Here is a 14,772-nt window from a genome sequence, read left to right on the forward strand (position 1 = left end):
AACAGACCGTTTTACACCCGCACTGTCCATCCCTTGGGACGGCGCGCACCAGTTTGGTGCCACGATTCCCCGCCAGGGTGCCTATAATCCTGCCCGTCCATCAGGTTTCCCCGACTTGTCGCGGGAAGGCCCCATGGCATACAACTTGCTTCGCCAGGACTGGCTGCGAACCCGACCATGTGGGTGGGACGCGCCTCCCGGCGCTCCCCATCCGATGACCGATCCCACGCCTACGTTTCTGTCCGCTCGATCCGGCATGCCTGCCGGCGATCGCGACCATGGAACGCCAGGCCGCCATCCCACGCGCGGCCGCGCCCGCTGCCCGGCAATATCCGGCCAGCCGTTGCACCGCCGCCATCTCCGTTACGTTTCCATCCCTGCGAAGGAGTCACCCGCATGAAATCCTTGTCCACCCCGTCCGCTGGCGGCATTGCCCGCCGCGGTCTGCTCAAGCTGGCAGCGGCAGCCGCTGCTGGCGCGCTGCTGTTCTCGGGCGCCGTGCAAGCCCAGGCCCCCGCCAAAACCAAGGTTGCCGCCATTTATACGGTACCGGTCGAGCAGCAATGGGTGTCGCGCATCCACAAGGCGCTGACCGCCGCCCGTGATCGCGGCGAGATCGAATACACGTTCTCGGAAAACGTCACCAACGCCGACTACGAACGCGTCATGCGCCAGTACGCCGAACAGGGCAACAAGCTGGTCGTGGGCGAAGCCTTCGCCGTGGAAGCCGCCGCCCGCAAGGTGGCCAAGGACTATCCGCAGACCGCCTTCCTGATGGGTTCGTCGGGCAAGCCCCAGCAACCCAACTTCTCGGTGTTCGACAACTACATCCAGGAACCCGCCTACCTGACGGGCATGATCGCCGGCGGCATGAGCAAGACGGGCAAGATCGGTCTGGTTGGCGGCTACCCCATTCCGGAAGTGAATCGTCTGATGCAAGCCTTCATTGAAGGCGCCAAGGAAATCAATCCCAAGGCAGAGTTCACCGTGACCTTCATCGGCTCCTGGTTTGATCCCCCGAAGGCCAAGGAAGCCGCGTTCGCCATGATCGACAAGGGCGCTGACGTGCTGTACGCCGAGCGTTTCGGCGTATCCGATGCGGCGAAGGAACGCGGCAAGCTGGCCATTGGCAACGTGATCGACACGCAGCCGCAGTACCCGGAAACCGTTGTGGCATCGGCCCTGTGGAGCATGGAACCCACCATTGACGAAGCGCTCAAGCAAGTCAAGGCCGGCACCTTCAAGGCAGACGACTTCGGCCAGTACTCGCTGATGAAGTTCAAGGGCTCGTCACTCGCCCCGCTGGGCACCTTCGAAAAGAAGATTCCCGCAGAACTGACCGCCAAGGTTGAAGCCAAGCAAAAGGCCATTCTGGATGGCAGCTTCACCGTAAAGGTCAACGACAAAGAACCCAAGTCCTCGGCACGATGAATCAAGCGCCTCTCGCCCTGCAACTGACGGGGATCACTAAACGCTTCGGCAGCCTGACGGCCAACGACGATGTCTCGCTTACGCTCGGTCAGGGCGAAGTGTTGGCCTTGCTGGGCGAGAACGGCGCCGGCAAATCGACGCTCGTGTCGATTCTGTTCGGCCACTATGTGGCCGACGCCGGCAGTATCGAAGTCTTCGGCAAACCTCTGCCCGCAGGCCGGCCCGATGCGGCGCTGGCGGCGGGCGTTGGCATGGTGCACCAGCACTTCACGCTGGCCGACAACCTGACCGTGCTGGACAACATCATGGTCGGCACTGAACCGCTCTGGAAGCTGGCGTCCGGCCGCGGCAAGGCACGCCGGCGGCTGGTGGAACTGGGCCAGCGCTTCGGTCTGGGCGTGGACCCGGACGCGCGCGTCGGCACACTTTCGGTCGGTGAAAAGCAACGCGTCGAAATTCTGAAGGCGCTGTACCGCGGCGCCCGCGTCCTGATCCTGGACGAGCCCACTGCGGTGCTCACGCCGCAAGAAGTGCAAGACCTGTTCGCCACGCTGCGCGGCTTTGTCGATGAAGGCCTGGCCGTCATTTTCATTTCGCACAAGCTGGACGAAGTGATGGCGGTATCGCGCCGCGTCGCGGTGCTGCGCCAGGGCAAATTGGTGGCCGAGCGCGACACCGCTGGCACCAGCCCTGCCGAACTGGCCGAACTGATGGTGGGCCGCAAAGTCGTCATGCCGCGCGCCGAAGCCGTGACGGCAGCCGAACAGGCCGCCCCGGTCGTGACGCTGTCGCAAGTGACCGTGCGCGACCACCGCGATGGCGCGCCGCGCCTGGACAGTCTGGATCTGGTGGTCCACAAACATGAAATCGTCGCCATCGCCGGCGTCGCCGGTAATGGCCAGCAAGCGCTCGTGTCGGTATTGACGGGCCTGCGCCAGCCATCCGACGGCACGATCCGCCTGGGCGCCGAACATGCTGCCGCGCCCACCACGCCGGCCGGCTGGACGGCGGCCCACGTTGGCCGCATCCCGGAAGACCGCCACCACGAAGGCGTGATTGGCGACAGCCCCTTGTGGGAAAACGCCATCGTCGAAGACCTGAAGGACAAACGCTTCGCCCGCTACGGCCTGATCCGGGCTCGCGCAGGCAAGGCCTATGCGGCAGCGCTCGCCAAGCAGTTCGACGTGCGCGCCGCGTCGCTCGACGTACGCACGCGCAGCCTGTCCGGCGGCAATATGCAGAAGCTGATCCTGGGCCGCACCTTGGCGCGGGAACCGCGTTTCATCGTGGCCGACCAGCCCACATGGGGCCTGGACATTGGCGCCGTAGCCTACGTGCGCGAGCAACTGCTGGCGGCCCGCGCACGCGGCGCGGGTGTGCTGCTGGTATCTGAAGACCTGGAAGAGATCTTTGCACTGGCCGACCGCATCGCCGTGTTGTGCGGCGGCAAGCTTGTCGCGGTCAAACCGGTCGCCGAATGGACGCCCGCCACGGTCGGCCTGGCCATGACGGGAACGCGCGCCTGACGGCCGCGCCGCCGAGCGCCGCTTCCCTATTTATTGAGCACCCTTTCGCATGAAACTGATCCTGGAACGCCGCACCGAGCCCAGCCGCATGGCACTGGCCTTGGCCCCGATCGCGGCCATCCTCTTTACGCTGGCCGTGTGCACCTTGCTGGTGGCCTGGGCCGGGGCGCCCGTGGGCCGCACTTACGCGCTGCTATTTGAAGGCGCCTTTGGTTCACGCTTTGCCTTATCCGAAACACTGACCCGCGCCACGCCGCTGATGCTCACGGGCCTGGCCTGTGCCGTGGCGTTCCGCGCGCGCTTCTACAACATCGGCGCCGAAGGGCAGCTGTACCTGGGCGCGCTTGCCGCCGTCGCCGTGGGCGGCCTGCACGACGGCACGGGGTTCGATCTGCCTTTGCCGGTGCTGTTCGCCGGCATGATGCTGGCCGCCGCATTGGCGGGCGCCTTGCTGTTGCTGATCCCTGCGCTGCTGAAAACGCGTCTGGGCGTGGATGAAGTCGTGACCACCTTACTCGGCAACTTCATCGTGCTGCTATTCGTGTCCATGATGCTGGACGGCCCGATGAAAGACCCGATGGCCATGGGCTGGCCGCAGTCGGTGGCGCTCAACGGCGACCTGGAACTGGGCAAACTGATTGAACGCACACGCGCCCACACCGGGCTGCTGTGGGCGGGCGGCCTGGCGCTGGGCCTGTGGCTCTTGAACCGCTACACCGTCTTCGGCTTCCAGATGCGCGCCGTGGGCGCCAATGCGCACGCCTCGCGCTTTCTGGGATTGCCGGTGAACCGCGTCATGCTGGGCACTGCCATGCTGTCCGGCGCGCTGGCAGGATTGGCTGGCGCTATTGAAGTGGCGGGCCGCACCGGCTACGTCACACTGGATATGTCACCCGGCTATGGCTACACAGGTGTCGTCGTCGCGATGCTGGCCGGCCTGCATCCGCTGGGCGTGGTCGTGGCCAGTATCTTCGTGGCGGGCATGCTGGTCGGCGCGGACAGCATGAGCCGCGCTATCGCAGTGCCTAACTACATTGCCGACGTCATTGTCGCCACCTCGTTGCTTGCCATGCTGGTCGCGACGCTATTTGCGCAGTATCGCCTGCGCCGCAACCGGGCCTGAGGAGCACGCCATGGAATGGATGGATCTACTGAGTTCCTCGGCCTTCTGGGTGGCTGTGCTGCGCCTGGCCACGCCGTTGATTCTGGGCACGCTAGGCGTGCTGCTGTGCGAACGCGCCGGTGTGCTGAACCTGGGTATCGAAGGCATCATGGCCGCCGGCGCCTTCACCGGCTGGCTGGTCGTTTACCTGGGCGCGCCGTTGTATGTCGGCGTGCTGGCCGCAGCGCTGGCCGGCGCCGTGTTCGGTCTGCTGCATGCCGTGCTGACGGTGCCGCTGGGCCTGTCGCAACACGTCTCGGGCCTGGGCGTAACCCTGCTTGCGACCAGCCTCTCTTACTTCGCCTATCGCGTCACATTTCCCAGCGTAAACACGCCGCCCACCATCACCCCGTTTGCCGAGATGAAATTCCTGGACGGTATTCCGATCATCGGTCCGGTACTGGCCGGACAGACACCGATGACGCTGATCGCGCTGGCCGCCGTACCGATTCTGGCCTGGGTGCTGAACCGCACGCCGGTAGGTCTGGCCATCCGCATGGTGGGCGAAAACCCAGCCGCAGCGGAAGGGCAGGGATTATCGGTCACGTGGCTGCGCATGGGCGCCATCGTGGCCGGTTCCGCGCTGATGGGCGTGGCCGGCAGCTTCCTGACGCTGGCCGCGTTCAACGCCTTCTTCTTCAATATGGTGAACGGCCGCGGCTGGGTCTGCGTGGCGCTGGTCGTGTTCGCGTCGTGGCGGCCCGGCAAGGCGTTGCTGGGCGCGTTGATCTTCGCCTTCTTCGATGCGCTACAACTACGTATGCAGCAAGGCGGTGTCGCCTTGCCCGGCCTGCCTGAATTGCCATATCAGGTTTACCTGATGCTGCCCTACATCCTGTCCATCCTGGCCCTGGTAGTGATGGCGCGCCGCGCCGCCTACCCGCAGGCCCTGATGAAGCCCTACCGCAAGGGCGAACGTTGAACTTCAAGGCTGCTTAAGAACATGCTCGATCTGATCATCAAGAATTGCACGCTGCCCGACGGCCGCAAGAACATCGACATCGGTGTGGCCCAAGGCCGCATCACCGCGATGGAGCCCGCGCTGAAAGCCGAAGCTGGCCAGACGGTGGACGCCGCCGGACAGCTCGTGACCTCGCCCTTTGTGGATGCGCACTTCCACATGGACTCGACCCTGTCTTTTGGCCTGCCGCGCGTGAACCAATCCGGCACCTTGCTGGAAGGGATTGCGCTGTGGGGCGAACTCAAGCCGCTGTTGACTCAGGAAGCCCTGGTCGAACGCGCATTGGCCTATTGCGACTGGGCGGTGGCGCGCGGTCTGCTTGCGATCCGCTCACACGTGGACGTCTGTGATCCGCGCCTGCTCGCCACCGAAGCGCTGCTGCATGTGCGTGAAAAGGTCAAACCGTATCTGGACCTGCAACTGGTGGCGTTCCCCCAGGATGGCGTGCTGCGTGCGCCGGGCGCGCTGGACAATCTGAAGCGCGCGCTTGATATGGGCGTGGACGTGGTGGGCGGCATTCCGCACTTTGAACGCACCATGCAGGACGGCGCCGAATCCGTGCGCATTCTGTGTGAGCTGGCCGCCGAACGCGGCTTGCGCGTGGACATGCACTGCGATGAAAGCGATGACCCGATGTCGCGCCATATCGAGACGTTGGCCTATCACACGCAACGCCTGGGTCTGCAAGGGCGCGTCACGGGTTCGCACCTGACGTCCATGCACTCGATGGACAATTACTACGTGTCCAAGCTGATCCCGCTGATCCGCGAAGCCGGCGTGTCGGCAATTGCCAATCCGCTGATCAACATCACGCTGCAAGGCCGCCACGACACCTATCCGAAGCGCCGCGGCATGACGCGCGTGCCTGAATTGCTGGCGGCCGGCGTGCCGGTGGCCTTCGGCCATGACTGCGTGATGGACCCCTGGTACAGCCTGGGTTCCGGCGACATGCTGGAAGTGGCGCACATGGGCCTGCATGTGGGCCAGATGACGGGGCAGGAAGCCATGCGCGCCTGTTTTGAAGCCGTGACGGTCACGCCCGCGAAGATCCTGGGTCTGGACGAAACGGGTCTTGCGGTTGGCAAGCGCGCCGACATGGTGCTGCTGCAAGCCCGTGATCCGGTCGAAGCGCTGCGTCTGCGCGCCACCCGCCTGATGGTGCTGCGCGCCGGCAACGTGGTCGCCACCACGCCGCCCGCTACCGCCACCTTGAACCTGCCGGGCCGTCCTGGCCAGGTCAGCTTTCAGACACCGGCCCGCTGACATACCCCGGCCGCTTGGCGGCCGTCACAATGATCTCCACCAGCAGCTCCGGCGCGGCCAGCTTGGCCTCGCAGGTAGCGCGGGTGGGCATCGCATCGGGCAACGCCCACTCGGCCCACACGGCGTTCATGCCGGCAAAATCGCGGTCGATGTCCGCCAGCCAGATCTGCACGGACAACAGGCGCGACTTATCCGTGCCCGCCGCAGCCAGATAGCCGTCAATCTTCGTCAAGGCGTCGCGCGTCTGCGCGGTGATGCCGCCAGCCGCCGCCGAGGTCACGCCCGCCACATACACGGTGTCGCCATGGATCACGATGCGGCTCAGGCGCGCGTTGGTGTCTTTGCGCACGATATCGGTCATTGTTCTTGCTCCTTTGTGGTTGGGCTGGACGCCGGTCCGGCATCCGAAAAACGTTCAATCCGAAAGGGCGCGATCGGCATATCGGTCGCGCCGGTGGTAATCAGGTCCGCCATGATGCGGCCGACGATCGGCCCCAGTTCAAAACCATGCGCTGAAAAGCCGAAGGCATGAAAGGCGGTCTCGTGCCGGCTGCTGCGGCCGATGACGGGTATCTCGTCCGGCATGGCGGCTTCAATGCCCGCCCAGCCGCGATTCACGATTGCTCCGCGCATGTGCGGAAACAGGTCACAGACTGTGCGCGCGCCATCGGCCAGTGAACGGAAATCCAGCTCGGTCCATTCCGCATCGCGATCCACCCAGGCGCGCCGTCCGCCGCCGATCAGCACCGTGCCGTTCGTGCGCTGCTTGAACGACAGGGCGCGGCCCGTTCCCAACACCACGGCGTCCAGGAAATGATCCATGCGCAGGGTCACGAGCATCATGGGGCTGATGGCCGTCAAGGGCACCGGTTCGCCCCACTGCGCCGCGATACGGTCGGCCCAGGCGCCTGCGCAGTTCAATATCTTGGGCGCGGTGTAGACGCCAGCATCGGTCTCCACTCGCCATTGGCCATCATGATGCGTCACGTTGCCCACCCGCACGCCCTCTAGAAATCGCGCTCCCAGACTGGCGGCTTTCATGCGGAAGGCCAGTGTGGTGCGATAGGGATCAGCGGCCGCATCCTCACGTGCAATCAAACCGCCCTGAACAGTGGGCGCGAGTGCGGGAATCATGTCCAGCAGGTCTTCACGGCTTATCCACTGCTCGTGCGTGTAGCCATGATCGGTCATGGTTTGCAAGCGCGTGCGCAAGGCGGCCACATCGGTCTCGTTCTCCGCCACGCGCACCTGACCGTGCTGCTCAAAGCCGCAATCATCATCGACCAGCTCGGCGATGCGATACCAGAGTTCACGCGAGGCGAGCGCCAGCGGCACCTCGGCCAAGTGCCGCGCCAGCGTACGCACACCGCCTGCATTGACGCCGGACGCATGCCGGCCCACGTAGTTCTTTTCGATCACCAGCGCCCGCACGCCGGCGCGAGCCAGATGCAAGGCCGCGGAACTGCCGTGCAGCCCGCCGCCGACGATGATGACTTCCGCTGACCGCGATGCTTCGGTCATGGCGCTATTTTTTCAGACGCACAACGGCTTGGCGGGAATCGTCGGTTTGCGGCAGCGACGCCAGCTCCCCCAACGTCAGCGGCTTGGTCGGAAAGCGCAGCCGGTAGTAGCCGACTTCCTGCGTCGGCACGCCGCGCTCTTCCGCGATGATCTCCGCCACCGTCAACCCGCAGAAACGCCCCTGGCACGGCCCCATGCCGCAACGCAGAAACGCTTTCATCTGGTTCGGGCCGCTGCACCCCAGTTTGACCGTATCCCGCACCTGGGCCGCGGTCACTTCTTCGCAGCGGCACACAATGGTGTCACCCGTCGGGCGCCTGAAGGCCTCTGGCGCCTTGTACAGCGCGTCGAAGAACTCACGGCCGCGTACGGCGCGGGCCAGTGCGTCGCGGGGCGCCACGGCCTCGGTATCGCGTTTAACGGCATCGATGCGCCCAAGCAGATGCGCCGCCTGCAAGGCCGCCAGGCGGCCGCGATTCTCCGCCGCCAGCGCGCCAGCAATACCCGCGCCGTCTCCGGCCATGCCTATGCCCTCGACCGACGTCAGGCCCCATTCATCGACCTGCGGTTCCCAACAGTCCAGCGCATCGTTCCAGCGATGCTCCACGCCCACGGCGCGCGACAGGTTCACATTGGGCACCACGCCTTGATGCAGCATCAACTGATCAGCCTGTAAGGTCTTGGTCTCACCACCTGCGGTGTAGCGCAAGCTTTGCAGCTTTCCATCGCCCAGCGCCTCAAGCGCGGTCACCCCTTTCACAATGGGTATTGCCGCCTTCACCGCACGCAGCAGTTTCAGCCCCTTGCCCAGATAGGGTGATCTCAAAAACCCCCAGATCTTCGGCAGCGCCTGGCTCAGACGGCCGGGCGGCGTGGTCTCCAGCAGGGCGTCGATCTTGACGCCCGCGTTCAGGTATTGCCAGGCCACCAGATACAACAGCGGACCGCTGCCAGCCAGCACCGTGCGATCAGCGGGCACCACGCCTGCGGACTTCAACAGAATCTGCGCGGCCCCGGCGGTGATGACCCCAGGCAAGGTCCAGCCCGGAATCGGGAAGGGACGTTCCTGCGCACCGGTTGCCAGCAGCAGCCGGCGCGCATGCACGATGCGCGCTTCGCCCGCCACCGAGTACGCGACCTCAAAGCCCTGTTCCGGATAAGGCGCGGTGTGCTCGGCAACGGCCCAGACCGTCGCGCCGGGCACATAACGCGCGCCTGACTGCTGGAATGGCTCCACCAAAGACGCGCCGTGCCAATAGTCTTCGCCAAGAATGCCGCGGTCCGTGACCGGCGTTGTCGTAATGGCGCGATAGATCTGGCCGCCCGGCGCAGCCTGCTCATCCAGCAGAACCGTATCGACGCCCAGTTTTGCGGCCAGCGTTGCCGCCGCCAATCCCGCCGGACCTGCGCCCACCACGAGCAAATCGCATTGCGTTGTATCGATCATGCCTGCACCTTGCGTGCGCCCAGCTGGCGCTCGATCTTCATGCCTTCGCGCACGGCCGTCATGCAGCCCTGCTGGTTTGCCTGGCCATCAATGGTGACCAGGCAGTCGTAGCAGACACCCATCATGCAATAGGGCCCGCGCGGCACCTCATTGACTGCCGTGTCGCGACAGGCCTGCACGCCGCCGGCAAATAGCGCCGCCGCCACGCTGTCGCCTTGCCGGCACTGCAATTCAGCCCCGTTGACCGTTACGCGCACGGGCGCGCTTTGCGTCTGCCGTTGCGCTTCGTCAAGCCGCTTGAACATGGAACCTCCGGGTCGAGAAAGGCGCCATGTCGTCGGCCAGCTGGCCTGCAACAATCATGGGCGCCAGATTGAGCGCATGTGCGGCGGCCAACGTCACGCCGCTATGACAGGTGGCAACAAAAGCACCCGGGCACGTTTCGGATTGCTGATAAATCGGAAAACCGTCTTTGGACATGACACGCAGCGCTGCCCAGCTGCGCACGACGCGCACGTCCCGCAACGCAGGCAAGGTGCGCACGGCGCGGTCCGCCAGGGTGCCCAGAATCGGCAGGCCCACATGGCTGTCCACATATCCCGCTTCTTCTTGCGAGTCACCGATCAGCCACGTGCCTTCATCGGTCTGGCGCAAGGTGGACAGCGGCGTTTCCAGCATGCGGCGCGTGCGTTCCAGCACCACGATCTGGCCGCGTTGCGGCCGCACCGGCACGTCCAGGCCCACCTGCGTGCCCAGATCTTTGTTCGACAGGCCCGATGCCAGCACCACCTTGTGTGCGCGCACCGTGCCCGCAGGGGTAGCGATCTCGAACACGCCATCACGCTGACGGATACTTTGCGCGGGACGGCGCGGCAAGTAATCCACAACCCGCTGTGCAAAACTCATGTGCAGCGCGCGCAGCAGTTTCAGCGGATTGGCAATGCCATCTACCGGCGTCCACGTTGCGCCGCGCACCTCGGGACCAATGCCCGGCACCAGATCCGCGACCTCGGCGCGGTCCAGCATTTTCCAGTCGTATTGCGCCATGCCGGGCTGGGCCAGCAAGGTCTTCATGAACGTGGCGCGGGCCTGCATTTCTTCGTCGCTCAACAGCACATGCAGGCCACCGCGTTGTTCCAGATGCACGTCCACGCCCGTCTCTTCCAGCAGCTGCGCAGCCAGTGTCGGCCAGCCTGCGGCCGACGTCATGGTCCACACACCGTAGCGCGGCAAACCCATTCCCTTGCTCTGCACCCACACCAGTCCGAAGTTGCCGCGTGACGCGCGATACGCCACGTCGCCTTCGTCCAGCACGGCCACGTGGTCCAGCTCGCGCCGCAGGCCATAGGCAATGGCAGATCCGACCAGCCCGCCGCCGATTACCGCAGCGTCATAGATGCCGCGATGCACGGGCGCGCGCGTCGCCTGTTCTTTCTCGTCCGTCATTAGCGTCCCTTTCCTACAAACAACTTTTCCAGACCGACCACACGGTCAAGGATGAATATGGCGATGATCGTCACGTAGATCAGCACGGCCGACACAGCGGTCACGAGCGGGTCGATGGTGTCTTCGATGTGCAGAAAGATGCGCACGGGCAACGTCGTCGTGGAAGGCGACGCGATGAAGATCGACATGGTCAGTTCATCGAAACTGGTGATGAACGCAATCACCCATCCACTGACCACCCCCGGCAGCAGCAAGGGCAACACCACGCGGCGAAACGCCGTCCAGTTGGAAGCGCCGAGCGACTGCGCAGCCCGTTCCAGCGCGGGATCGATGCCTGTGGCTGACGCCAGCACCAGGCGCAGTGCATAGGGCATGACCAGGATCACGTGCGCCACCACAAGCCCCACATACGTGCCAGCCAGATTCACCGTAGTAAAAAACTTCAGGAAGGCCAGGCCCAGCACCACATGCGGAATCATCAGCGGCGATAGAAAGAACGCCACCAGCGCCTCACGCCCTCGGAAGCGATTGCGGGCCAGCGCCAGCGCGCTAGGCACGGCCAGCACAATCGCCAAGCTGGCCGACAAGGTACCCAGCCCCAGGCTGAACCAAAACGCTTCGACAAATCTCGGGTTGTCCAAAATGGCCCGGAACCATCGCAGGGACAAGCCATTGGTAGGCAGCGAAATAAAGCCTTCGGACGTGAATGCCACCGCGCACACCATGACGATGGGCGCCAGAATGAACAGAATAAATAGCGTGTGAAACAGTATGCCGATGGGACCGTTTTTGAATTGCATGTCAGCCTCCGGCCTGATTGAAAACAGCGCCGTACTTACGCTCGATGATCCGGTTGGCCGACAGCAGCACAACAACCGTCGCCACCAGCAGCACCACAGCCAACGCCGCGCCCAACGGCCAATTCAGCGTGTTCAAGAATTCGTCATAGGCGGCGGTAGCCACGTTCTTCAGACGGCGTCCGCCAATAATGGCCGGCGTGGCAAAAGAACTGGCGGCCATGGCAAACACCATGATCGCGCCCGACAAAATGCCTGGCATCACCTGCGGCACGATCACCCGGCGGATCACGGTAAATTGCGATGCGCCCAGCGACAGCGCCGCCGCTTCGGTGGATGGATTGATCCGCTGCAACGATGCCCACACCGAAATCACCATGAACGGCACCAGCACGTGCGTAAGCGCAATGGCTACGCCCAGGTTGCTGTACATCAGGTCTACCGGTGTGGATATCAGGCCGATTCCCATCAGCGCTTTGTTGATCAGCCCGGTCGAACCGAACAGCAGCGCCCAGCCCAAGGTGCGCACCACAACGGAAATCAGCAGCGGGCCCAGCACCACCATCAAAAACAAGCCCTTCCACGGATTGGCCATACGCGACAGCACGTATGCCTCGGCCGTGCCCAATACCAGGCAAGCCAGCGTCACCGCCGCCGCTACGCCAAACGTGCGCGCATAGATCTCGTAGTAGTAGCCGTCGGTCAGGATCTCGATGTAGTTCTTCCATGTAAACGTGGCCTGCATGCCGCCGTAGAACTGGAAGTCGAAAAAGCTGATCAAGAACACCAGCGCCATTGGCACCACCAGGAAGGTGGCGTACACCACCAACGCTGGCGCGCTCAGCATCCAGGGGTTGGCGCGGGCGCTCATGCTGGCCTGCCCGGCGACAAGACGGAACACATGTCCTGGGCGCGCCAGCGCAAATGCACGGTCTCGCCTTCAGCGGGCACGGGAATGCCGTCATTCTGGCGAATCACCATGACCTCGCCCACCGAGGTTTCCACCTGGCACAACCAGTGATTGCCTTGGAACACCCGCGTCTTCATGCGGCCTGGCAACGCACAGGCGGCGGGTTCGGAAAACAGAATCTTTTCCGGGCGCACGATCACCGCGCCTTGCGGCACCGGTGCGCCATCCATCGAAATGTGGGCTTCGCCGATGCGCGCGCGGGTTTCGTTGCCATACGGCTCGGACTGCGGCGTAAACACATTGGCCTTGCCCAGAAAGCCGCCCACAAACTGGTTGGCTGGCCCTTCGTACGCGTTGAATGGATCGGCAACCTGCTCCACGCGGCCCTGGTTCATCACCACAATGCGGTCAGACAAGGCCAGCGCTTCGGACTGATCGTGCGTGACCAGAATCGTGGTGGTGCCAACCGTGCGCTGGATGCTGCGCAGTTCCAGCTGCATTTCCTCGCGCAGCTTGGCATCCAGATTGGACAAGGGCTCGTCCAGCAGCAGCACGCTGGGCCGGATGACGAGTGCGCGCGCCAAGGCCACGCGCTGCTGCTGTCCGCCCGACATGCGGGCAGGATGACGATCGGCCAGATGCGACAGGCCCACAAGCTTGAGCGCATCGGCCACGCGCGCTTCGCGCTCGTCTTTCTTCACGCGCTGCATTTCCAGGCCGAAGGACACGTTCTCGGCAGCAGTCATGTGCGGGAACAACGCGTAGTTCTGAAACACCAGACCCAGCCCCCGCTTATTTGCCGGCATCTTGCTGACGTCACGGCCGTCAAGCACGATGCTGCCGCCCGTGGGTTCGACAAACCCCGCGATCATCTGCAGGGTGGTCGTCTTGCCGCAACCGGAAGGGCCCAAGAGAGAAATGAACTCGCCCCGATTCACGGACAGGCTCAAGTCTTCAACGGCAGTCGTTTCACCGTAGCGCTTGCTTAGACGGTTCAACACTAAATAGGTCATGAATGCTCCCGCTGGCGGCGCCAGGCGCCGCCCGTTTTTCTACCCGCAGCCCGCTCGCGCGTCAGCGCTCGATTTCCCGCGTCCAGCGCTTGTTCCAGTCGTCGCGATTCTGGTTGACCGTGTCCCAATCAATCACGATCAGGTCGGACGCGCGCTTGCCAATCGGCAACGGCACGCGCGGGTCATCAGCCACCTTGGCCTTCTTATTGACCGGACCGTAACCGTAGGCGGACGCCAGCTTCTCTTGCACCTCTGGCGTGACCAGATACTGCACAAAGGCTTGCGCGGCAGGGTTGGGATTGGCTTTGGCGATGGGACACACGGACGACAGCAGTGCGTAGGCGCCTTCCTGCGGATACACAAAGCCCACGGGGAAGCCGGTGTCGGCGAATGCCTTGGCGCGGCCGCTGCCCCAGACGGAGATCACCGCCTGACCGCTGGAGAACAGCTCAGTCATCTTGCCGGGCGACGGCTCGTAGACCAGCACATTCGGACCCACTTCGTTCTTGAAGGTCGTAAAGCCGGCGTCAATCTTCTTTTCATTGCCGCCGCCCTCACGGGCGTACTCCACCAGCGCGTGCAGACCGTAGGTGTTATTCAGCGGGGGCACGACCAGTTGCTTCTTGTACTTGGGATCTTTCAGGTCTTTCCAAGACGTGGGCGCGGCCCACTTCTTTTCGTCGAAAACCTTTTTGTTGTACATGATGCCGGTTGCCACGATACCGATGGCGACGGCCTTGTCGTCTTTGTAGCGGGCCGTGGTGTAGATGTCGTCGGCGGACAAGCCTTTGATGGGCTCGCAAAAGCCCAAGGCTATCGCCTGATACATCGGACCGTCGTCAATGATCGCGACGTCGACCTGCTGATTGCTTTTTTGCGCTTGCAGACGCGCCACCGTGTTGGTGGAGTTGCCAGCCACATAGTCCAGTTCCACGCCGTGCTGCTTGGCGAAGGGCGGAAAGATGTCCTTGCGCATGATGTCTTCAAACGATCCGCCGTAACCGGCCACCACCAACTTCTGCTGCGCGTCCGCGTTGGCGCTCAGCCCGGCGGCCACCGTTGCCGCCGCGAGCACTGCGAGTACCTTGCCCATGAAAACCCCCGATTATTGGAAGAGAACTGCAAGAACTGCCTGATGCTGCCTGGACCGGGAGGGCACTGCGCGATGCAAAAATTTCGCGGTTTCCGGTGCTTTGGAACACCACCCCGTCGTACACTTTGTCCGTACATGAATGTCCGGACAAATAATGGATCGGACGAGATACTGTTGTCAATCGGTTATTGTCCGTACAAAC

General features: G+C 63.7%; 14 protein-coding genes. 5 read left to right on the plus strand and 9 right to left on the minus strand.

Features of this window, described 5'->3' with window-relative positions:
- Positions 1-396 precede the first annotated feature (396 nt).
- The 5 genes from RAS12_RS21510 to RAS12_RS21530 are packed head-to-tail and all read left to right on the plus strand — an operon-like array spanning position 397 to position 6,343.
- Positions 397-1,431, plus strand: coding sequence for a BMP family protein (locus RAS12_RS21510; protein ID WP_306939997.1), 1,035 nt, complete (start codon positions 397-399; stop codon positions 1,429-1,431).
- On the plus strand, positions 1,428-2,957 hold the full coding sequence (locus RAS12_RS21515; RefSeq protein ID WP_306939998.1) for an ABC transporter ATP-binding protein: 1,530 nt from the start codon (positions 1,428-1,430) through the stop codon (positions 2,955-2,957). Before RAS12_RS21510 ends, RAS12_RS21515 begins: the two co-directional genes overlap by 4 nt.
- A gap of 49 nt (positions 2,958-3,006) precedes the next feature.
- Positions 3,007-4,080, plus strand: a complete 1,074-nt coding sequence (locus RAS12_RS21520; RefSeq protein WP_306939999.1) for an ABC transporter permease — start codon at positions 3,007-3,009, stop codon at positions 4,078-4,080.
- A gap of 10 nt (positions 4,081-4,090) precedes the next feature.
- A complete protein-coding gene (locus tag RAS12_RS21525; RefSeq protein ID WP_306940000.1) occupies positions 4,091-5,041 on the plus strand; it encodes an ABC transporter permease in 951 nt (316 codons plus the stop codon).
- 21 nt (positions 5,042-5,062) lie between these two features.
- Positions 5,063-6,343 (plus strand): amidohydrolase family protein, encoded by a 1,281-nt coding sequence (locus tag RAS12_RS21530; RefSeq protein ID WP_306940001.1) that lies wholly within the window; start codon positions 5,063-5,065, stop codon positions 6,341-6,343.
- Here RAS12_RS21530 and RAS12_RS21535 read toward each other — a convergent pair.
- The 9 genes from RAS12_RS21535 to RAS12_RS21575 form a co-directional block, all read right to left on the minus strand.
- Positions 6,318-6,704 carry a RidA family protein gene (locus tag RAS12_RS21535; RefSeq protein WP_306940003.1) on the minus strand — a complete coding sequence of 129 codons (387 nt, stop codon included), beginning with the start codon at positions 6,702-6,704 and terminating at the stop codon, positions 6,318-6,320. The genes RAS12_RS21530 and RAS12_RS21535 overlap by 26 nt on opposite strands.
- Positions 6,701-7,864, minus strand: a complete 1,164-nt coding sequence (locus RAS12_RS21540) for an NAD(P)/FAD-dependent oxidoreductase (RefSeq protein WP_306940006.1) — start codon at positions 7,862-7,864, stop codon at positions 6,701-6,703. The genes RAS12_RS21535 and RAS12_RS21540 overlap by 4 nt, the downstream gene beginning before the upstream one ends.
- Before the next feature lie 4 nt (positions 7,865-7,868).
- The gene (locus RAS12_RS21545) at positions 7,869-9,311 is read right to left on the minus strand and encodes an FAD/NAD(P)-dependent oxidoreductase (protein WP_306940007.1); all 1,443 of its coding nucleotides are present in this window, start codon (positions 9,309-9,311) and stop codon (positions 7,869-7,871) included.
- The gene (locus RAS12_RS21550; RefSeq protein WP_306940009.1) at positions 9,308-9,616 is read right to left on the minus strand and encodes a (2Fe-2S)-binding protein; all 309 of its coding nucleotides are present in this window, start codon (positions 9,614-9,616) and stop codon (positions 9,308-9,310) included. Before RAS12_RS21550 ends, RAS12_RS21545 begins: the two co-directional genes overlap by 4 nt.
- Positions 9,600-10,757, minus strand: a complete 1,158-nt coding sequence (locus RAS12_RS21555; RefSeq protein WP_306940011.1) for an NAD(P)/FAD-dependent oxidoreductase — start codon at positions 10,755-10,757, stop codon at positions 9,600-9,602. Before RAS12_RS21555 ends, RAS12_RS21550 begins: the two co-directional genes overlap by 17 nt.
- Positions 10,757-11,557 carry an ABC transporter permease gene (locus RAS12_RS21560; RefSeq protein ID WP_306940013.1) on the minus strand — a complete coding sequence of 267 codons (801 nt, stop codon included), beginning with the start codon at positions 11,555-11,557 and terminating at the stop codon, positions 10,757-10,759. The genes RAS12_RS21555 and RAS12_RS21560 overlap by 1 nt, the downstream gene beginning before the upstream one ends.
- A gap of 1 nt (position 11,558) precedes the next feature.
- Positions 11,559-12,425, minus strand: coding sequence for an ABC transporter permease (locus RAS12_RS21565; RefSeq protein ID WP_306940015.1), 867 nt, complete (start codon positions 12,423-12,425; stop codon positions 11,559-11,561).
- Positions 12,422-13,477: an ABC transporter ATP-binding protein gene (locus RAS12_RS21570; RefSeq protein WP_306940018.1), complete on the minus strand. Its 1,056-nt coding sequence runs from the start codon at positions 13,475-13,477 to the stop codon at positions 12,422-12,424. The genes RAS12_RS21565 and RAS12_RS21570 overlap by 4 nt, the downstream gene beginning before the upstream one ends.
- A 61-nt stretch (positions 13,478-13,538) precedes the next feature.
- Positions 13,539-14,570 (minus strand): ABC transporter substrate-binding protein, encoded by a 1,032-nt coding sequence (locus RAS12_RS21575; RefSeq protein ID WP_306940019.1) that lies wholly within the window; start codon positions 14,568-14,570, stop codon positions 13,539-13,541.
- Positions 14,571-14,772 lie beyond the last annotated feature (202 nt).

The sequence above is a fragment of the Achromobacter seleniivolatilans genome, assembly GCF_030864005.1.
In the GTDB taxonomy this organism is placed as follows: Bacteria; Pseudomonadota; Gammaproteobacteria; order Burkholderiales; family Burkholderiaceae_B; genus Achromobacter; species Achromobacter seleniivolatilans.

Excerpts from the sequence above, each read along its gene's own strand:
- RAS12_RS21510 (WP_306939997.1), top strand. The coding sequence starts at position 397 with ATGAAATCCTTGTCCACCCCGTCCGCTGGCGGCATTGCCCGCCGCGGT.
- RAS12_RS21515 (WP_306939998.1), top strand. The coding sequence starts at position 1,428 with ATGAATCAAGCGCCTCTCGCCCTGCAACTGACGGGGATCACTAAACGC.
- RAS12_RS21520 (WP_306939999.1), top strand. The coding sequence starts at position 3,007 with ATGAAACTGATCCTGGAACGCCGCACCGAGCCCAGCCGCATGGCACTG.
- RAS12_RS21525 (WP_306940000.1), top strand. The coding sequence starts at position 4,091 with ATGGAATGGATGGATCTACTGAGTTCCTCGGCCTTCTGGGTGGCTGTG.
- RAS12_RS21530 (WP_306940001.1), top strand. The coding sequence starts at position 5,063 with ATGCTCGATCTGATCATCAAGAATTGCACGCTGCCCGACGGCCGCAAG.
- RAS12_RS21535 (WP_306940003.1), bottom strand. The coding sequence starts at position 6,704 with ATGACCGATATCGTGCGCAAAGACACCAACGCGCGCCTGAGCCGCATC.
- RAS12_RS21540 (WP_306940006.1), bottom strand. The coding sequence starts at position 7,864 with ATGACCGAAGCATCGCGGTCAGCGGAAGTCATCATCGTCGGCGGCGGG.
- RAS12_RS21545 (WP_306940007.1), bottom strand. The coding sequence starts at position 9,311 with ATGATCGATACAACGCAATGCGATTTGCTCGTGGTGGGCGCAGGTCCG.
- RAS12_RS21550 (WP_306940009.1), bottom strand. The coding sequence starts at position 9,616 with ATGTTCAAGCGGCTTGACGAAGCGCAACGGCAGACGCAAAGCGCGCCC.
- RAS12_RS21555 (WP_306940011.1), bottom strand. The coding sequence starts at position 10,757 with ATGACGGACGAGAAAGAACAGGCGACGCGCGCGCCCGTGCATCGCGGC.
- RAS12_RS21560 (WP_306940013.1), bottom strand. The coding sequence starts at position 11,557 with ATGCAATTCAAAAACGGTCCCATCGGCATACTGTTTCACACGCTATTT.
- RAS12_RS21565 (WP_306940015.1), bottom strand. The coding sequence starts at position 12,425 with ATGAGCGCCCGCGCCAACCCCTGGATGCTGAGCGCGCCAGCGTTGGTG.
- RAS12_RS21570 (WP_306940018.1), bottom strand. The coding sequence starts at position 13,477 with ATGACCTATTTAGTGTTGAACCGTCTAAGCAAGCGCTACGGTGAAACG.
- RAS12_RS21575 (WP_306940019.1), bottom strand. The coding sequence starts at position 14,570 with ATGGGCAAGGTACTCGCAGTGCTCGCGGCGGCAACGGTGGCCGCCGGG.